Source organism: Streptomyces sp. NPDC026522 (assembly GCF_055567555.1).
The window spans coordinates 103729-122588 of the sequence record NZ_JBVHQF010000006.1; the positions used below are offsets into that span (position 1 = coordinate 103729).

Consider the following 18860-nt stretch of genomic DNA (forward strand, 5'->3'; position numbering starts at 1 on the left):
CAGGGTCGGGGATCGGGGCGAGTCTGAGTGGATGGACGACAGCCGCGAGGTGCCACCGGGAGCCGACGACACGGTGGCGACGGTGGGGGTGGAGGAGGAGTACTTCCTGGTCCGCCCCGATACCCGTGCGGTGGTGCCCGCCGGGCCACGGGTCGCGGACCGGGCCACCGCGGACCTCGGCGATCTGGTGGCCCGGGAGTTCACGGATCTCCAGGTCGAGGTGCGTACGACGCCGTGCGCGACGGTGGACGAGCTGCACACCCAGTTGGCGCGGCTGCGCCGGGCGCTCGCTGCGTCCGCGGCGCTGGAGGGCGTCCGGGCATGCCCCTCCGGGACACCCGTGCTCGGGGGCGGGGCCAGGGTACCTGTGGGTGATCATCCCCGCTACCGGGCCGGTGTGGAGCTGTACCGGTCGATGATGGACGACTTCGCGGTCTGCGCACTGCACGTCCACGTGTTCCTGCCGGACCGGGACGTGGCGGCCCTGACGGGCAACCATCTGCGCGGGTGGCTGCCGCTGCTGGTGGAGATGAGCGCGAATTCACCGTTCCACAACGGCCGGGACACCGGATTCGCCAGCTGGCGGTCGGTGATCCGGCTGGGCTTTCCCACCCTGGGGCCGCCGCCGTACGTCGAGTCGTTCGACGACTACCGGCGCACCGCCGCGGCCATGGCCGACGTGGGTGGGATGTCCTTCGCCGAACTGCCGTTCTGGGACATCCGCCCGCACCCGCGCCTGCCGACCCTGGAGGTGCGGTGCATGGACGTTCCCGCCGACCCCGCCGACTCGGTGGCGATCGCCGCGGTCGTGCGTGCGTTGGTGGTGACATCCGCCCGCCTGGTGGAGCAGGGTGACCCCGGCCCGCGGCGCAGCGGCGAGCTGCTCCGTGCGGCCTACTGGTACGCGACGCGCGACGGCTGGCACGGACAGGGGGTGGAGCCGTTGTCCGGGCAGATGCTTCCCGCGACCGAGCGCGCCCGGCGGCTCGTGGAGCACATCGGTGCGGCGCTGGAGGACCTGGGAGACCTCGAACGGGTCACCGCCTTCTTCGACCGGCTGGCCGGCCGGGGAACCGGCGCGCACCGTCAGCGTGCCGCCCACCGGGCGGGCGGCCTGCACGCGGTCGTCGACGACCTGGTGCGGTGGACGACCGACCCGGCACCGCCCCCGCCCGGTACACCGCCGGTACCGGGCCGGGAACGGGCCGAGCCCAAAACTCCGCCTGACCGCGGACCCCCGGCGAGGAGCCCGCCGCCCGGCGCACCTGCTCGGCCGCGCCTCGGCTGTCCGGCCGACTCCACCACGCCGCCACCGAGTAGCCGTGCCACTCTGAGGAACGAACACGGAGCCGCTGTAGGGCGGTTAGGGAGACAGGGGGGAGCCAGAAAGAGCCCGGGGCCACTCCTGGGCGGCCGCTCACGGATGCTGGAGAAGACCATGGACGACCGATCCCCGAAGAGCCCTGCGACCGCAACGGCATCCGCTTCCGCATCCGCCCCCACGGACCGAGCAGCCGGTTCCCCGGGCGCCCGTGCGAATGTGCGCCGCGACGGCTACGCCCGGCTCGACGCCGCCGACCTGGGAGTGGACGCCGAGGCGCTGGCCGGAGACTTCGCCCAGCTCGCCCAGGGCTACCGGGACCTTCCCCTTGACCCGTACGCGCCGGACACCAACCGGTACCGCCGCTACTCGCATGCCGTCCACCTCCCGTGGAACGGGGAGTTGTCGTTCGTCCCCGGCGTTCCCGATCCGGAGTTCGGCACGGTCACCGAGTACTGGCAGGACGAGCACAACCCCGAGTTCCCGCGCGTCCGCCGCAGGCTGCCCGACATCCCGCCGGCACTCCAGCGCAACCGCCTGCTGAACGCCCTCATCCGCGCCGACCTCGACCAGGCGCTGTGGCTGCAAGACCTGCAGCACACGCCCGTGTACGTGGGCGTGCACATGATCACGCTGGCGGTCGGGGGCCGGCAGCAGGTGGCGGTCTCCTCGCCGAACTGTCTGCACCAGGACGGCGGCTCACCCGCCACCTTCACGTTCGCCCACCTCATCGGCTGCCACAACATCACCGGCGGCGACAACGTCATCGCCACCCCCGACAGCGCGGGCCGGGTACCTGACGTCCTACCCCCTGAGGCCCTCCACGCCCGCTTCATGATGACCGAACCGCTGGACGGCTACGGCGTGCACGACTACCGCGTCAGCCACTACGTCGCGCCCGTCCGCCTCGCGAACGGCGCGGACAGCGGCCGACGCGACATCCTCATCATCGGCATCGCCCCCTACACACCGGGGCTGTAACCCCCGCTGCGGAACACCGCGTGCCGCCGGGTCCACGAAGACCGCGGCGCCGGTCCGCGACACGACGGAGACCGAGGTGTTCCAGTCCATCGCCGGGGTGTCCAGGGCCCGCAGGTCGATCACCTGCGCCGAGCAGCCGTGCTCAGTGGCGGTACGCGGCTGTCGCGATCCCGACGAACGACCGGATCAACGGGTTGGTGTCACCTTCCTTCCACACCGCCACCACCCGGCTCGGCTCCATGTCGATGAGCGGCACCACGACGAACTCGGCGGGCAGGTCGTGGCCGAGCGGGGCCACGCCGACCGTGCCGTTCCAGAGCACGGCCTGCAGGCACTCGTGGACGGCGCGCACCACCGGCCCCTCGCGCGGGCGGCCGCCGTTCCAGTACGACTGCCAGACGGGATCGGTGCCCTGCGGGAACTGGAACCAGCGGCGGTCACTCAGCTCGGCCAGCCGCAGCCGGTCGCGGCGGGCCAGCGGATCGTCGGCGCGCAGGACCGCGCCCACCGGATCGGCCCGTAGCGCACGTACCGTCAGGGCCGTCTCGTCGAACGGCGCCCGGGTCACGGCGACGTCGACGAGTCCGGCGCGCAGGCCGCATGTCGGGTCGGTCAGATCGGTGTCGCGGATGCGGATGTCGATGCCGGGATGGCTCCGGCGGTAGGCATCGGCCAGCCTGGACAGTCCGGGGTCGGTGCCGTCGCCCAGGATGCCGACGGTGATGGTCGCGACGCCGGCTGCCGCGCTCACACGTACCCGGACGCGGTCGGCATGGTCGAGCAGGGCTCGCGCCTCGTCCAGCAGCACCGTACCCACCGGCGTGAGCGCGATGCCGGCAGCGGAGCGGGTGAACAGCAGAGCCCCGAGCTCGGCCTCCAACTGCTTGATCGCACGGCTCAGCGGCGGCTGGCTCATGTGCAGTCGGGTGGCGGCCCGGCCGAAGTGGAGTTCCTCGGCGACCGCCACGAAGTAGCGCAAGGTCCGTAGCTCCATGCTGCGACGATACCCGCGAGGTATCGGCGCTGCCGGATAGGTCTTGGACACCGGCAGGGCCCCGGCGGTGCACTGGTGGGCATGACCGAAGAAGCAGAAGCCACCGAGCCGCAGTCCGCCCCCGCCGTAAGGGTGGTGGGTCCCGGCGAGGGCGAGACGATCGTGCTGGGCCCCACGCTCATGCGCGTTCTGGAGGACGGCAGCCACACCGGGCACCGCCTAGCGATCGCCGAATCCGTCCTCGCCCCGCACACCCAGGGACCGCCGCAGCACCGCCACGCCCAGCACGACGAGGGCTTCTACGTTCTCTCGGGATCCGTGCGGTTCACCGTCGGGGACGAGGATCACGACGCCACCACGGGCACGCTCGTGATGGTGCCGCCGGGTACCCCGCACACGTTCGCCAACGTGAGCGACCAACCCGCCGTCATGCTCAGCACGTTCACCCCCGACCTGTACGTGCAGTACTTCCGGGACCTCCAGGAGGCGCTCGCCGGCGGCCGGCCACTGACGCCTCAGGCCAACCTCGACGCGATGAACCGCTACGCGACCCGGCCCGCCACCGACCTCGCCTGAGGCACCCGGCGGAACGGCCCGGGCCCGGCCGGTCGACGCAAACGACGGGCCCCGCGAACCGGTGGCCCACGAACGGGAACGAACGGGGACTATGAACATCGCCTACTGGATCGTCGCGGGACCGCTCGCCCTCTTCTATGTCTACGCGGGCACGCTGAAGGTGACCCGCAGCCATGATCAGCTCCGGCCGATGATGGCCTGGGTCGACCGCGTGCCCTTGGCCGCCCTCAGGGCACTGGGAACGGGCGAAGTACTGGGCGCGGCCGGCCTGGTCCTGCCGCCGCTGACGGGCATCGCGCCCTGGCTCGCCTCAGCCGCGGCCATCGGCCTGGTACTCCTGCAAGCCGGGGCGATCGCCGTCCACCTGACCGGTGGAGACCGCCGGATCGCCCTCAACGTCGGGCTCGCCGCCGCCGCGGCCGTGACGGTCTGGCTGGCCACCGGCATGTGAGGTCGTGTGCCGCGCACGTGCGCGGCTCGGTACCGGCAGGACGCCGCCGCGCGATGGGCGCTGCCTGCGGCGGCCAGCACCCGGGAGGCGATCGCGGTCAGCCGGCCCTTGCTGAGGACGTGGTCGATCCGTGCCCCCCGGGCAGGCGGCCGGCCAGGTGAAACCGGTGACCGCGGCGATGCCGTGGTCCCGCAGCTCCGCCCCGAACCCTGCCTCGGGGGTGACCCGGACCGAGTCCAGGTGCCCCACGTAGACCGCGCCCTCGCCCTCGGAAGGGCGAGGGCGGGTGGGCCCGCGACGGAGCTCTCCGGGGGTCAGCGCTCGGGCCCTGGGGACCGCTGCGTCAGCGCGGCCGCGGCCTGATCGAGTGTGACCTTCTCGTGCAGCAGGGCGGAGATGACCTCCGTGATCGGCATCTCGACGTCGTGGGCGTGGGCCAGGGCGAGGATCGCCTCCGCGCTCTTGACGCCCTCGGTGGTCCGGCGACCGGCGGCGGTGGCTTCGGCCACGGTCAGGCCGCGGCCGAGGATGGTGCCGAAGGTGCGGTTGCGGGAGAGCGGTGAGGAGCACGTCGCCACCAGGTCGCCGAGGCCGGCCAGCCCGGCGAGGGTGGCCGGGTGGCAGCCCAGCGCAGTCGCGAGGCGGGTGGTCTCGGCCAGGCCGCGGGTGATCAGCATGGCCTGGGCGTTGTGGCCCAAGCCCATGCCGTGGGCGATGCCGACGGCGAGGGCGATGACGTTCTTCACCGCGCCGCCCAGCTCGCAGCCGGTCACGTCGGTGCTGGTGTAGGGACGGAAGTAGGGGGCGTGGCAGGCCCGCTGGACGCGGTGGGCGGCGGACTCGTCGGGGCAGGCGATGGTGGCCGCGGCGGGCTGACCGGCCATGATCTCGCGGGCCAGGTTCGGGCCGGAGAGCACGGCGACCCGGGCGCCGCCGATGCCGGTCACCTCCGTGATGACCTGGCTCGCCCGAACGCCGCTGCCGATCTCGATGCCCTTCATCAGCGACACGATGACGGTGTCGGGGCCGATGTGCGGAGCCCAGGCGGCGAGGCTCGCCCGCAGGGACTGCGCGGGGACGGACAGCACGAGGAAGTCCGCGCCGGCCAGCGCGGCGGCCGGGTCCGTAGTGGCAGTCAGCGTGCACGGCAGCTCGAAGTCCGGGAAGTAACCGGGGTTGCGGTGCGTCGTGTTGATCGCGTCGGCGATCTCACTCCGCCTTGCGTGCATGGTCACGCTGGTGCCTGCGTCCGCCATCACCTTGCCGACGGCAGTGCCCCAGGACCCGGCCGAGAACACCGCCGCACGGGCGGAAGGGTGCTGGCTCACTGCGGGTCCCCTCGTCGGGCACGGGCCGCTCGCCGGTCTGGCGGACGGGCCCGTGGTGACTTCTGCTACGCCGCACGGAGCGTACTCGGCCGGGAGGTGCTCCCGGGTCAGACCGGCTGCGGCGACGGCGACCGGCGGATACCGGAAGGCGGGGTTCGGGACGAGGGTCAGCAGAGCCCTGGTGGAGTGGCCGCTCGTAGTCGGGGTTCCTGGGTAGGGCCAGGGGATGAGCTACGTACGCCCCGCCAAGGGGTACTCCCGTGACAGCCGTTACATCACTACCCGGATCACCGCCGACGGACGCGACGGTTTCCCGGTGCAGCCCGGCCGCTACCGTCTCGTGGTCAGCCGCGCCTGCCCCTGGGCACAGCGCGCGACGATCGTACGGCGGCTCCTCGGGCTGGAGGAGGCCCTGCCCATGGCCGTCGCCGGGCCGACGCATGACGTCCGCAGCTGGACCTTCGACCTCGACCCGGGCGGCCGGGACCCGGTGCTCGGGATCGAGCGGCTCCAGGAGGCGTACTTCGCCCGCGACCCCGGCTACGACCGGGGCATCACCGTGCCCGCCATCGTGGACGTGCCGACCGGCGAAGTGGTCACCAACGACTACGCGCAGATCACCATCGACATGTCGCTGGAGTGGACGGCCCACCACCGCGCCGGGGCACCGGCGCTGTACCCGCCCGCGCTGCGGCCGGAGATCGACGCGGTCAACGAAGAGATCTACACGGACGTGAACGACGGCGTCTACCGCGTCGGGTTCGCCAAGTCGCAGGAGGCGTACACCAAGGCGTACGAGCGTCTCTTCGCCCGGCTCGACCTGCTCTCCGAGCGGCTGGAGCACTCCCGCTACCTCGTCGGCGAGACGATCACCGAGGCGGACGTACGGCTGTTCACCACGCTCGTACGCTTCGACGCCGTCTACCACGGCCACTTCAAGTGCAACCGGCAGAAACTCTCGGAGATGCCGGTGCTGTGGGCCTACGCCCGGGACCTGTTCCAGACGCCCGGCTTCGGCGACACGGTCGACTTCGACCACATCAAGAGGCACTTCTACCTGGTCCACAGTCACATCAACCCGACCGGGATCGTGCCCGCGGGCCCCGACCCGTCGGGCTGGCTCGAACCGCACGGCCGCGCCGCCCTGGGCGGCCGCCCGTTCGGGGACGGCACCCCGCCCGGGCCGCCCTCCCCCGCCGAGACCGTCCCGCCCCTCTACGCCCCGTCCCACCCCTGATCCGGCCCCGGGCAAGCATTTGACGTCGAATCAATTCCCATTCGAGGAGTTCTCGCTTGTGTCGTGAAAGCGTCTTGGCGCCAGGCTCCACTGGGGACGAAAGGACAAAGGGAATGACCAAGTCAGGGCGTAGGTTCGGCATTGCCGCCGTGGTGGCCGCGTTGGTGGCCGTGATGATCGCCGTTGTGGGACCGCAGGGAGCCAGCGCGCAGGACCAGGCGCGTCGCGGCTGGGACCACTTCGGGTTCGGGGTGCCGTGGGAGGAGTCCTACGGGTACTCGCAGGCCATCAGAGCCGGTGACACGATCTACATCTCGGGGCAGCTGTCGCACGACGCGGCGGGGAACCTGGTGGGCGTCGGCGACTTCGAGACGCAGGTGCGCACGTCGTTCGCCAACATGGACAAGGTGCTCGCGCACTACCGGATCCCGCGCAGTCAGATCATCAGCATGAAGATCTACACCAAGGACCTGCGGAAGAACTTCGACACGGCAGCGAGGCTGCACAAGGAGTACGTCGGCAACCACCGCACGACCGACACCATCATCGGTGTCACCGACCTGGCGTTCCCCGATCAGCTGGTGGAGATCGAGGCCACCGCGCTGGTGTCGCCGCGCTCTTGACCGGACCGGCCGCGCGGTGACCGCCGCGCGGCCGCTCAGCGCGCACAGCGGCGGTCACTGCTCCGGTGACCGCCTGCCGACCCGTCGGCGCCGGGCCGGTCCCCGCTTGCGCCCCGGCACCCGTGTCGCCGTCACGCCATTCGCGGGAGCGGCTCATCGGCCTGATCGCGGCCCGGTCGACGGGTCCCTTTTCACCTCTGGCAGGGTCAGGCGCATGGATTGCATCTTCTGCCGCCTGATGCGTGACGATTCCGCCGAGTGGGTGGTCCGCGAGCCCCTGGCCACTGCCTTCGCGCCGCTGAACGCCCTTGCACCAGGGCACACGCTCGTGGTTCCCACACCCCACTTCACGGACATCTTCGACACTCCGCCGGAGGTCCTGGCCCACACCATGGAGCTGGTCCAGCGTCTGGCCCGGAAGATGCGGACCGCATTGAACGCCGAAGGCGTGGACATCCTGAGCGCCAGCGGACCCGGCTCCGAACAGTCGGTGCCCCATCTCCACTTCCACGTGGTCCCGCGCTGGTCGGACGACCGGTTCTCCACCTGGCCCGCGCAACGGTCCCGGCACCAGATCGCCGAGGACCCTGTCGCACGGCTCGCCGCCGCCATGACGGCAGGCAACGCGGCACAAGGCGCGTCATAGGAGTTGAGCCGGAGCCCGAGATCGGACGACAGCTGTTCAGCGGTGACTCCGGTCCGGGCGCAGCTCGATGTGGTCCGGGGCCAGGTCGACCGCCACCCGGTGCTCCATGCCCAGTGCCTCCAGGAACTTCGGCGGGAGCTGGACGCGGCCGGAGCGGTCCAGGACGACGTACTCCCGTTCGCTGATCGATTCCTCGCCGTGCTCGTCGGTGACCAGGCGGCGCAGCACCTCGCTGCTGGTGCGGCCGTCGCGGATCGCCACGGTGCGGCGGACCTCGCCCGCCACCATCGGGTCGTGCGTCACGATGACCACCGTCACGCCGAGCTCCTTGTTCACCGTACGGAAGGTCTCGAAGACGGCCGCGGCCGTCTCCGAGTCCAGTTCGCCCGTGGGCTCGTCGGCCAGCAGGACGCTTGGGTCGTTCGCCATCGCCACGGCTATCGCGACGCGCTGCTGCTGGCCGCCCGAGAGTTCCGCCGGGCGCCGGTGCGCCAGGTCGCCGATCCCGAGGGCGTCCAGGATCTCCGTGATCCGCGCCGCGCGGCGGGCGCCTGCGCCGCGTCGGGCGACGCCGCCCTTCAACTGCATGGGCAGGGCGACGTTCTGGGCGGCCGTCAGGAACGGCAGCAGGTTGCGGGCCGTCTGCTGGAAGACGAAGCCGACCGCTTCGCGCCGGTAGCGCAGCCGGTCCCGGGCCGACAGGTCCAGCAGGTCGTAGCCGGCGACCGCCGCGCTGCCCGCCGTCGGGACGTCCAGGCCCGCCAGGATGTTCAGGAGGGTGGACTTGCCGCTGCCCGAGGCGCCCACGAGGGCCACCAGGTCTCCTTGCACGACCGTCAGTTCCAGCCCCTGGAGGGCCTGTACCTCGATGCCGTCCGTGCTGAAGATCCGGACCAGCCGGTCGCAGGCGATCGCGGCGTCCGCTGCCGGGGTGCGGGGCTCGGCGGCGGCCGTCGCCCGGCGGCGCAGCTCCTCGTACGTCGGCTGGTCGGTGGTCAACGCTGGTCTCCCGGCCAGCCGGTGCGGGCAACCGGCGCAGCCCCGCGCCGGTCCCGCCGGCCGGCGCTTGCCCAGACCCCGGTTGCGACGCGGCGCATTGAAAGAAGCTTTTGCGCCGGACGTCAGCAACCAGAGCAACTCCCCCTGCCGACACCCCTTCAGCCGAAAGAGCCGCAGCCGCCCGCATGGCCGACCCGGTCTGGCGCACGGGCGCCGGGGCCGGGGCTCCGATTCCCCGCCGGTGCGTCACCCCCCGCACCCCCCGCATCCCCCCGCCGACTCGTGCCAGCCGCCGCGCCCGCTCCGCTCCATGGGCTCCCTCGGGCGGCGGGTCAGCAGCCCGCTCTCCTCGGTGAACCGGGGAAGCTGGGCGCGCAGCGCCGGGGCGCCGAACAGGGCAACGCTCAGCAGCAGCGCGCCGGCGTCGTCCCGCTCCGTGGCCCGACGTGCCCCGGCGTGGTCCTGGCGCAGCCGGGCGAGCAGCGCCGCGCCGCGCGGCGCGCGGCGGGGTCCCGCCCACAGCGCGAGCGCGGCGACGTCGGCGAGGAGGGCGAGCCACAGCCACACCGCCACCCGTTCACCCGCGGCGGCCCCGACGGGCGCCGCCGTGAACACCGGGAGCAGCAAGGCCCGTACCGCCCACCTCCGCTTGGCGGACACCAACAGCCCCGCACGCTCCAGCGCCCGGGCCGTCTCCCGGAGGGCCCTGCGCACCCTCTCGTCGTCTTGCAGCCGACGGGGGTGCATCCGCCGGTAGAGCGCACCGTACTGGGCGCGGGCCACCGCGGAGCAGCCATGCGGCGGCAGCCGGTCCTCAACACCCCGTACCGTCTGGCGGAACCCCGCCTGCACCGCGCCGGCCAGGTACAGCTCGACCAGACCGGTCTGCGCCGCCCCCCGCACGCCCCCGCGCAACAGCCCCACGTCCACCGGCGACAACGCCCTGCCCGCCTGGCCGACGCGCCCGCCGCTGAACCGCAACACCCCGGCGAGCAGCAACAGGCACCACGCCACACCGGCCAGCACCCCACCCGTCGAGCCCATACGAACCACCCCCGGCTCCAGCCTTCCCCGGCCGCCCGCAGCCCCAAGCCCTCCGCTGCGCCGACTCGGCCACGGAGCCCGATCGCCCCCTCCCTTGGGGGCTGCGCCCCACGCATCGGCACGGGGCGCGAGGGCATCGGCTGTCCCCCGCGGGTGCTCAGAAGTTGCTGGGCGGCAGCGGAAGAGGCAGACCGGGCAGGCCGTCGATGCTCCGTGCGATGTGGTCCTTCTTGGCGAAGTACGCGCTCAGCGAGGCGTCGTCCTCACGCGAGAAGCGCTTGCCGTGCAGGTCGCGGTCTTCGTCGTACGACATGAAGGGCACCCCGTATCCGCAGGAGTCGCGGACGAGTTCGGCCGTCACCACGATGATCGCGCGCAGCCCGTGCAGGGCCGGATCGATGCCCGGGAAGTGCGCGAGCAGTTCCTTGAACCGCGCGTCGTCACGGAAGACGGGCTCCCCCCGGCCGTGCACGCGAACGATGTTGGGCGGCCCCTGGAAGGCGCACCACATCATCGTGATCCGGCCGTTCTCCCGCAGGTGCGCAATGGTCTCGGCAGTGCTGCCGGCGAAGTCGAGATAAGCGACCCGCTCCTCGTCGAGCACCGCGAAGGAGCCCTTGAGGCCTTTGGGCGACAGGTTGACCGTGCCGTCACCGACCAACGGGGCGGTCGCGGTGAAGAAGACCGGCTGCTGCTCTATGAAGGTGCGCAGCCGGCCGTCTATACGTTCGTAAGTCTTTCCCATGTCTAAGAATTATGTAAGAAAACTCTTCGCCTGTCTAACGAACCGCTGCGGCGGAGCCGAGCTGCTCGTCCACCAGACTGAGGAGGCTCTGCCGGTGCTCCACGAGGTAGAAGTGGCCGCCGTCGAAGGCGCGGGTGCGGAAGCGATCCGTGGTCTCGGCGCTCCAGGGCCGCATCAGCGCCGCGTCGGCCGTCGGGTCCCGGGTTCCCCACAGGGCGGTGATGGGCGTGCGCAGCGGCGGTCGGTCCGGCAAGGGGCGGTATCCGTCCACCAGTTGGTAGTCGGCGCGCAGGGCCGGCAGGAACAGGTTCCGCAGCGCCGGGTTGTCCAGGATCACCGCCGGCGTGCCTCCGTGCCTGCGCAGTGAGCCGAGGAGCTCGGCGTCGGTGCGGTGCCGCGGTGCGGCGGTGCCGCCCGACCGCGGCAGTGTGCCGGGAGCTCGCCTCGCGGACACGAAGAGCGCCGACGGCCGGATCCGTTCCCCCTGCGGCTCGGCGGCGAGCGCGAGCGCCGTCTCGTACGCGAGGATCGCCCCCATGCTGTGCCCGAACAGCGCCGTGGGCCGCCCGTCGAAGCCGGTCCGCAGCGCGTCCAGGACCTCGGCGACCACCGCGTGCAGGTCGGACACCGGCGGCTCGCCGAACCGCTGCTCGCGCCCGGCGTAGTGCACGACGGTGACCTCGATGTCGTCGCTCGTCTCCGCCCAGGCGCGGTAGAAGGAGGGGCCGCCACCAGCGTGCGGGAAGACGACGAGGCGGTGCCGGGCGGCCGGGCGCGGCCGCACTGTGAGCAGCGTCATCGGCGGGCCTCCCGGGCTTCCGGCACCGGAGCGTACGGGTCCGCCGCGATGCGGTGCAGGGCGCTCAGCAGCAGGCGGCCCAGCCGGGCGCCCGTCGCCGCGTACGGGCTCTCCGCTCCGAGCGTGACGGCGACGGCGCGGCGGCCGCCGGGCGAGGCGCGGGTGATTTCCACCATGAGCGGGAAGCTGTGCCGGTCGGAGAACCACCAGTCGCGGGTGCGGACGATGCGCAGCGCATCGAGGTCGTCGAAGGTATGGAAATCCGTGTAGTTGAAGGCCACGTGGAAGAGGGGGGTGCCGCGCCCGACGAGCTGCTGCATCGCGGCGAGCGGGTAGCGACGGTACGGCTGCCGCCCACGCTCCGCGTCGAACGCGGCGCCGGCCAGCTCCGCCCAGGTGCCGCGGGCGGTGACATGGACCGGCAGCATGTTCAGCAGCAGGCCGAGGACGCGGTCCGCATCCGTCTCGGCCAGACGGCCGTTGACCTGAACGCCCGTCACCGTGCGCTGCTGACCGGTCACCACGGCAAGGGCGTGGACGTGCGCGGCGAGGAACAGGCTCTTCGCGGGGAGACCGAGCCGCGCCGCTGTCGCGTCGAGCGCGGCGTCCAGCTCCTCGGTCAGTGGCACGTGGAAGGCGAACTCGTCCTCGGCGTGGCCGCCCGGATCCATCGGCAGGTCCGGCACCTCTCGCTCCTGCCGCAGGAGCTCCTCCCACCAGGCCCGGGTCGCGGGGTCGGCCTGCGCCGCCTGCTCGGCGGCGACGAAATCCCGGTAGCGGGCGGTCGGCGCGGGCGGCAGCCCGGCGGGTGCCGATACGGGTGCGGGCGCCTCGGTGGCGCGCAGCTGGTCCTCGTACGCGAGCAGCAGCTCGGTCGTGAGCAGGGCCAGGCTCCAGCCGTCGAGGATCGCGTGGTGCACGGCCAAGGAGAGCTGGAAGCCGTCGGGCCCCAGGCGCAGTACGTGGCAGCGCACGAGCGGAGGCCGCTTCACCTCGAACGGATCGGCTCGCTCGCGCTCCCACCAGGCGCGCAGGAGTCGTTCGCGCTCCTGGTCGCCGGGGGCGGCGGCCGGCGCTCCGTGGTCCTCGACCGTCAGGGGGACGAGCGCGGTCTCGGCCACGAGCTGCATCGGTTCGCGGAAGGCGGCGAGGTGGAAGGATGTGCGCAGGATCTCGTGCCGGGTGCAGAGCAGGGCCAGTGCGCGTTCGAGGGCGGCGGGATCGAAGGGGCCGTCGAGCCGGACGCTGATCAGGTCGTGGTAGAGGCCGGTGCTCTCGTCCTCGGCGTATTCGCACTCGAAGAGGATGGCGAGCTGCATCGCCGCCGTCGGGTACGCGTCGACGGTGCCGGGCGGCAGCGCAGCCGGGTCGAGGTCGGCGACGGCTGTCGACAGCTCGGCGGCCGCGGCCGCGGCCTCGGGTAGGGTGTCCCGCTCGCTCGCGGCGACGGCGAGCGCGGCCACCGTCGGGTGCAGGAAGATCTGCTCGATCGTGACCGGAATCCCGCGCTCGCGTGCCAGTGCTGCCAGCCGCACGGCGCGCAGCGAATCGCCCCCGAGCGCGAAGAAGTTCTGGTCGGTGCCGAGTTCGGGAAGGCCGAGGACCTCTCCCCAGACGTCGGCGAGGGTGCGCTCGGCGGGGGTGCGCGGTGGTGTGACGGACTCCGGCCCGGCTGCGGCCCGCAGGTCCTCGGGGGCGGGCAGGAGGGTCCGGTCGAGTTTGCCGTTGCCCGTCAGCGGCAGTCGGGCGAGCGGCACGACGGCGGCCGGGAGCATGTGGGCGGGCAGCCGCAGCCCCAGCGCCTCGCGCACCTCGCGGGGCCGGATGTCGTGGCCGGGTACGGGGACGACATAGCCGACGAGGCGGGGCAGCCCCGGGACGTCCTCACGCAGTACGCAGGCGGCGGCGCGGACGCCCGGCTGGTCGAGCAACGCCCGCTCGACCTCCCCGAGTTCGATCCGGAAGCCGTTCAGCTTGACCTGCTGGTCGATCCGGCCCCGGTATTCGAGCTCGCCGTCCGCCAGGCGCACCGCGAGGTCGCCGGAACGGTAGAGCCGCTCCCCCGGCGGGCCGAACGGATCGGGTACGAAGCGGTGTTCGGTGAGCTCAGGGCGGTTCAGGTACCCGCGCGCAACGCCGGGCCCGCCCACGTACATCTCGCCTTCGACGCCGGTCGGGACCTCTCTCCCGTCCTGGTCCAGGAGATGCACCCGCAGGTCGGACAGCGGGCGTCCGATCGGGCTGAGCGAGCCCTTGAGGTCGGCCGGTTCGAGCGGTCGGATCGTGACGTGAACGGTGGTCTCGGTGATGCCGTACATGTTGACCAGTCGGGGCCTGCGGATGCCGTAGCCGGCGACCCAGCCGGTCAAAGTGGCCGGATCGAGTGCTTCCCCGCCGAACACGACGGTTCGCAGTTGCAGTTCCGGGTAGCCGGCGTCCTCTGCGGCCGCGGCGAGCTGACGGAAGGCGGTGGGTGTCTGGTTGAGCACGGTGACGTGCTGGGTGCGCAGCAGCTCCAGGAACGCGTACGGGTCACGGCTCGTAAGGTACGGCACGACGACGAGCCGGCCACCGTAGAGCAGCGGACCCCACAGCTCCCACACGGAGAAGTCGAAGGCGAGGGAGTGGAAGAGTGTCCACACGTCGTCCGCGCCGAAGCCGAAGTCGCCCTCGGTGGCGGTGAAGAGGCGGGTGACGCAGCCGTGGGTGACGACGACGCCCTTGGGTTTGCCCGTGGACCCCGACGTGTAAATGACGTACGCGGGTGTGTCCGGACCGGCACCCGTCTGCGGCGCGTGGTCCGGCTCGGCGTCGCAGTCCTCGGCGAGGGAGATGAAGGCGGGAGGTTCGAGGGGCCCGTCGAGCAGCGGTGCGCACGCCTCCGCGTCGCCGAGCACGATGCGGCAGTCGGCGTCGGCGAGGGTGTCGCGCAGTCGGGCCGCCGGGTGACGGGGATCGAGCGGCAGGTAGCCGGCGCCCGACTTGAGGATGGCGAGGACTCCTACGGCCAGATCGACGGTCCGGTCGGCGCACAGCGCGACCAGGGCTTCCGGCTCTGCGCCGTGGGCGCGCAGGCGGTGCGCGAGCCGGTTGGCCGCACGGTCGAGGTCCGCGTAGGTGAGGCTGCGGGCGCCGTCGGTGACCGCCACGGACGACGGGTGCCGGACGGCGGTCTCGGCGAAGATCTCGTGCAGGCAGCGTCCGTCCGCCTCGGTCCGGCCGGACACCCGCTCGGAGGTGGCCCGGCGCGGTGTGGTCCCTTCCGCCTCGGATTCGGCGGCCGGGGCACGCACCGCTGCGCCGAGGATCTCCAGATAGCGGTCGAGCATCCCCTTCGCCCGCACTTCGGTGAACAGGTCCGTGGCGTACTCGACCGTCACCTCGAACTCCGCTTCCGACTCGTGCAGTTCGAAGGTGAGATCGAACTTGGCGGTGCCGTTGTCCACCGGCAACGGCTCGGCGTCGAGGCCGTCGAGTCGGACGTACGGACGGCGGGCCCCCTGGTAGGCGAGGGCCACCTGGGTGAGCGGGGTGCGCGACAGGTCCCCCGCGGGGGCCAGTTCGGCGGCGAGCCGCTCGAAGGGTACGTACTGTCCCTCGACGGCGTCGAGGACGACGGCGTGCGTCTCCTGTACGGCCCGCCGAAACGCGCCGGGTCGTCCGACGTCCGCGCACGGCCTGAGCGGGACCGGCACCGTGGTGGTGAAGAAGCCTACGACGTCCTCCAGGGCCGGATCCGGTCGCCCGTCCATCGGGGTCGCCACCAACAGGCAACTGCGGCCGGTCAGTTTTCCGAGCAGCACACCGTAGGCGGTGAGCGCCACGGCGTACGGCGTGGTGCGGGTGGTGGCCGCGAAGCGGGCCGCCGCCGCGAACAGGCCCCCCGTGGTCCGCCGGACGAGCCGGCGGCCACGGTACGAGCGGGTGGCCGGCCTCGGGAAGTCGGCGGGCAGGTCGAGAGTGGTGGGGGTGCCGGCGAGCCGAGCGCGCCAGCTGTCGAGGAGCCGTTCGGTGTCCAGGCTCTGTGACCAGTGGGCGAAGTCCCGGTACTGCGCCCGGGGTTCGGCAGCATCCCCATCGGGGGCCGCCCCGGCCGCTCCCGTGCGGCGGTGGTAGGCGCGCGCGAGGTCCTGGTCGATGACGTCGAGGGTGCGGCCGTCCGACACGAGGTGCGGCAGGACGAGCAGCATCAGGTGGTCATCGGCGGCAAGCCGGAACAGGGTGAGCCGGGCGAGGGGCGCGACGCCGAGATCGATGTGCCGGGCTGCGCGTTCGGAGGCCCTCCGAAGACCCTCGGCGCAGGGGTCTTCACTGCGCGTCAGGTCGACGACTTCGAGCCGGGCGCGCACATTCGTGGTCGTGACGCGCGGTTCGGCACCGTCGAACCTGAACACGACCCGCAGTTGCTCGTGCCGGTCCACCACGTCCTGCCAGGCGGCGCCGAGCGCCGTACCGTCGAGCGGGCCGCGCAGCCGGGTGAGGGCGGGCACGTTGTACGCGGCGCCCGCGACGGGGCTCAGCTCGTCGAGGAACCAGAGGCGACGTTGGGCCGGGGCGACCAGCGGGCCGGTGCCCGCGGCGGGGAGCACCGCGGGCAGGGCGCCGGAGGCGTCCCGGGGACGGCCCGCGAGGAAGTCCGCCAGGGCGGTGACGGTGCCGCACTCGAAGAGCTCCGGCACCGTCAGGGCGGTGCCGAGGTGGGTGCGGACGCGCGCGGTGATCCGGGCCGCCTGCAGCGAGTTGCCGCCGAGCTCGGTGAAATCGGCCGCGACATCGACCGGCCCGGTCCCGAGCACCTCTCCCCAGAGCCGTGCCAAGGCCGGGCGCAGGCCGGCCGCTCCGGCCTGCGGGCCGTCGGCCGTCACTGGCTGCGCCGGGGTTCGGGCCGTGCCGGACGTTTCCGTGGACATGACTGCGCTCCTGATTCTACGGGCGGGGTGGGCAGACCTGGGCGAGCGAAACCGGGTACGGGGGCCGCCACACGCGGCGGCCCCCGCCCGCTGTGTCAGACCGCCTGGCCGATCGGGCGGACGACGACCGTGTTGATGTCGACGCCGGCCGGCTGGCGGACGGCCCAGACCACCGAGTCGGCGATCTGGTCGGCGGTGAGGTTGATCCCCTCGGGCGCGCCGCCCCCGTTGTCCCAGAAGGGCGTCTCCACCCTCCCCGGGGCGACCAGCGTGACGCCGATCCCGTCGGCGGTGACCATGCGGCGGGTGTTCTCGGCGAGGCCGGTGACCGCCCATTTGGTGGCGCCGTAGATGTTGCCCGGTGTGTAGACGACACCGGCGACACTGCCGATCAGCACGATCCGGCCGCGCGATTCCTTGAGCGCGGGCAGCGCGTAGTGGATCAGCAGGGCCGGTCCCAGGACGTTGGTGAGCACCATGGCACGCCAACCGGCGGGATCGCCGTCGGCGAGCGAGTCATGCGTGGCGTATCCGGCGTTGGCGACGACCGTGTCGACGCGGCCGTACGCATCCAGGGTGGCGCGCAGCGCGGCTTCCACCGACTCGTGGTCGGCGGCGTCGCCGGGGAGCGTCAGGAGGGTGCCCGGTTGTGCCTGGACCTCCTTGGCCAAGCGCTCCAGCCGCTCGGCGCTGCGACCGGTCACCGCGACCCGGTACCCCTCCGCGAGGAGCCTGCGGGCGCAGGCCGCGCCGATGCCGCTTCCTCCGCCGGTGATCAGGGCTACGGGGGCGGGGGTGTCATTGCTCATGGGGAAGTGCTCCTGCTCTGAGTGGTACGTGGTCATGGTCGGCGGGTCTTCCGGCCGCGTGGTCAGTGCGCGTCGCGCGGGAGCTTCCCGGCGATGCGGATCGGAAGCCGCTCCAGGCCGCGGCTGATGGAACTGTCCGCGACCCAGGTCAGTGTCTCGGGCGGCACCGCGAACTCGATGCCGGGAATGCGGCGCAGCAGCGTCTCGAAGGCGATCTGCCCTTCGAGGCGGGCGAGCGGCGCGCCGGCGCAGAAGTGCGGTCCGTGCCCGAAGGTCATGTGCCGATTGGGCGTACGCGTGATGTCGAGGCGATCGGGGTCGGTGAAGACGGCGGGGTCGCGGTTGGCGGCGGACACCGACAGGTGGACGAAGCTGCCCTTGGGTATGTGTGCTCCGCCGAGCGTCAGGTCGCGAGTCGTGGTGCGCAGCGTCCCGCGGTCCACGGACCCTTCGTAGCGCAGGAGCTCCTCGACCGCCGGCTCCATCAACTCCGGACGCTCACGCAGCAGTTCGAGCTGGTCCGGGTGGCTGAGCAGGGCCCAGACACCGTTGCCGACGAGGTTGGCGGTGGTCTTGTGGCCGGCGATGACGAGGAAGATCGCGGTGGAGACCAGTTCCTCGTCGGTGAACATACCGTCCTCGTCGGCGGCACGTACCAGATCGCCGAGGAGGTCCTCCTGCGGCTGGGCGCGTCGTTGGGCGAGGACGTCGGTGAAGTACCCCACCACGTCGTCGTTGACCCGTTTGCGCTGCAACGCGGCCTCGCCCTCCTGGCTCGGATCCTGGCTGAGGACCCTGCCCCAGTCGACGAACCGGTCCCGGTCCGCGTACGGGACGCCGAGGAACGCGCAGATCACCATCATCGGCAGCGGCAGGGCGAAGGCGTCGAGGAGGTCGAACTCGCCGGACTCGGGGAACGCGTCGACGAGGTCGTCCGTGATCTGCTGGACGCGCGGGCGCAGCAGTTCCATACGGCGCGGCAGAAACGCCCGGCCGACCAGCTTGCGCAGCCGGGTGTGCTCGGGCGGGTCGGCGAGCAGCATGTTGCTGGTGAGCACGGAACTGTTCTGCACGGTCTGTTCGCGGAACCAGTCGGGGGCCGCGTCGAGGGACTTGGAGATGCCCGGGTCCCCGAAGGCGCGCAGCACGCTCGCGTGGTCGACGACGACGTACGCGGGATCGGCTGCGCCGGACGGGAAGTCGATGGGGTGCACCGGGCCGCGGTCGCGGAGCCGTGCGACGGACGGGTGCGGGTCGGCGCCCGGGCAGGTGACGTACGCCGCGGGTACGACGGGCTCGTCACCGGAGAACGGGCACCGGGACTCCTCGGAAGGGGCGGACACTGGGTACTCCTCGGTCGGGGGTCGGGGCACGTGTGCTTCGTGCCGCACGGAGGT

The 18860-nt window shown here is 72.3% G+C and carries 15 protein-coding genes; 6 read left to right on the forward strand and 9 right to left on the reverse strand.

Translation table 11 applies throughout. The annotated features are described in order from the left end of the window. The first annotated feature begins 31 nt into the window (after positions 1–31). Positions 32–2302, forward strand: coding sequence for a YbdK family carboxylate-amine ligase (locus tag ACZ4M3_RS16985; RefSeq protein ID WP_467733297.1), 2271 nt, complete (start codon positions 32–34; stop codon positions 2300–2302). A gap of 142 nt (positions 2303–2444) precedes the next feature. Here ACZ4M3_RS16985 and ACZ4M3_RS16990 read toward each other — a convergent pair whose 3' ends face one another. Beyond that, complete coding sequence (locus tag ACZ4M3_RS16990; RefSeq protein WP_467733299.1) at positions 2445–3296, reverse strand: LysR family transcriptional regulator; 852 nt, start codon at positions 3294–3296, stop codon at positions 2445–2447. An 81-nt stretch (positions 3297–3377) separates the two neighbouring features. On the opposite strand from ACZ4M3_RS16990, the gene ACZ4M3_RS16995 reads away from it, so the two are divergent. Next, complete coding sequence (locus ACZ4M3_RS16995) at positions 3378–3872, forward strand: dimethylsulfonioproprionate lyase family protein (protein ID WP_467733300.1); 495 nt, start codon at positions 3378–3380, stop codon at positions 3870–3872. A gap of 91 nt (positions 3873–3963) precedes the next feature. Further along, positions 3964–4323, forward strand: a complete 360-nt coding sequence (locus ACZ4M3_RS17000) for a DoxX family protein (protein ID WP_467733302.1) — start codon at positions 3964–3966, stop codon at positions 4321–4323. Positions 4324–4637: 314 nt separating this feature from the next. On the opposite strand, the gene ACZ4M3_RS17005 is transcribed toward ACZ4M3_RS17000, so the two are convergent. Next, positions 4638–5651 (reverse strand): NAD(P)H-dependent glycerol-3-phosphate dehydrogenase, encoded by a 1014-nt coding sequence (locus ACZ4M3_RS17005; RefSeq protein WP_467733304.1) that lies wholly within the window; start codon positions 5649–5651, stop codon positions 4638–4640. Between the two features lie 226 nt (positions 5652–5877). On the opposite strand from ACZ4M3_RS17005, the gene ACZ4M3_RS17010 reads away from it, so the two are divergent. The 3 genes from ACZ4M3_RS17010 (at position 5878) to ACZ4M3_RS17020 (ending at position 8157) form a co-directional block, all read left to right on the forward strand. Further along, positions 5878–6888, forward strand: a complete 1011-nt coding sequence (locus tag ACZ4M3_RS17010) for a glutathione S-transferase family protein (RefSeq protein WP_467733306.1) — start codon at positions 5878–5880, stop codon at positions 6886–6888. A 113-nt stretch (positions 6889–7001) separates the two neighbouring features. Continuing rightward, complete coding sequence (locus ACZ4M3_RS17015) at positions 7002–7511, forward strand: RidA family protein (protein ID WP_467733308.1); 510 nt, start codon at positions 7002–7004, stop codon at positions 7509–7511. Positions 7512–7725: 214 nt separating this feature from the next. Beyond that, on the forward strand, positions 7726–8157 hold the full coding sequence (locus ACZ4M3_RS17020; RefSeq protein ID WP_467733310.1) for an HIT family protein: 432 nt from the start codon (positions 7726–7728) through the stop codon (positions 8155–8157). Between the two features lie 36 nt (positions 8158–8193). Here ACZ4M3_RS17020 and ACZ4M3_RS17025 read toward each other — a convergent pair whose 3' ends face one another. The 7 genes from ACZ4M3_RS17025 to ACZ4M3_RS17055 form a co-directional block, all read right to left on the reverse strand. Further along, a complete protein-coding gene (locus ACZ4M3_RS17025; RefSeq protein WP_467733312.1) occupies positions 8194–9156 on the reverse strand; it encodes an ABC transporter ATP-binding protein in 963 nt (320 codons plus the stop codon). 246 nt (positions 9157–9402) lie between these two features. Continuing rightward, the gene (locus ACZ4M3_RS17030; RefSeq protein ID WP_467733314.1) at positions 9403–10200 is read right to left on the reverse strand and encodes a TIGR04222 domain-containing membrane protein; all 798 of its coding nucleotides are present in this window, start codon (positions 10198–10200) and stop codon (positions 9403–9405) included. Between the two features lie 157 nt (positions 10201–10357). Beyond that, positions 10358–10945 (reverse strand): pyridoxamine 5'-phosphate oxidase family protein, encoded by a 588-nt coding sequence (locus ACZ4M3_RS17035; RefSeq protein WP_467733316.1) that lies wholly within the window; start codon positions 10943–10945, stop codon positions 10358–10360. Positions 10946–10979: 34 nt separating this feature from the next. Next, positions 10980–11744, reverse strand: coding sequence for a thioesterase II family protein (locus ACZ4M3_RS17040; RefSeq protein WP_467733318.1), 765 nt, complete (start codon positions 11742–11744; stop codon positions 10980–10982). After that, positions 11741–16654, reverse strand: coding sequence for an amino acid adenylation domain-containing protein (locus ACZ4M3_RS17045; protein WP_467733320.1), 4914 nt, complete (start codon positions 16652–16654; stop codon positions 11741–11743). Before ACZ4M3_RS17045 ends, ACZ4M3_RS17040 begins: the two co-directional genes overlap by 4 nt. Before the next feature lie 95 nt (positions 16655–16749). Next, entirely contained in the window at positions 16750–17463 is a 714-nt protein-coding gene (locus ACZ4M3_RS17050; protein WP_467733322.1) for an SDR family oxidoreductase, read from the reverse strand. A gap of 62 nt (positions 17464–17525) precedes the next feature. Then, a complete protein-coding gene (locus ACZ4M3_RS17055) occupies positions 17526–18806 on the reverse strand; it encodes a cytochrome P450 family protein (protein WP_467733324.1) in 1281 nt (426 codons plus the stop codon). Positions 18807–18860 lie beyond the last annotated feature (54 nt).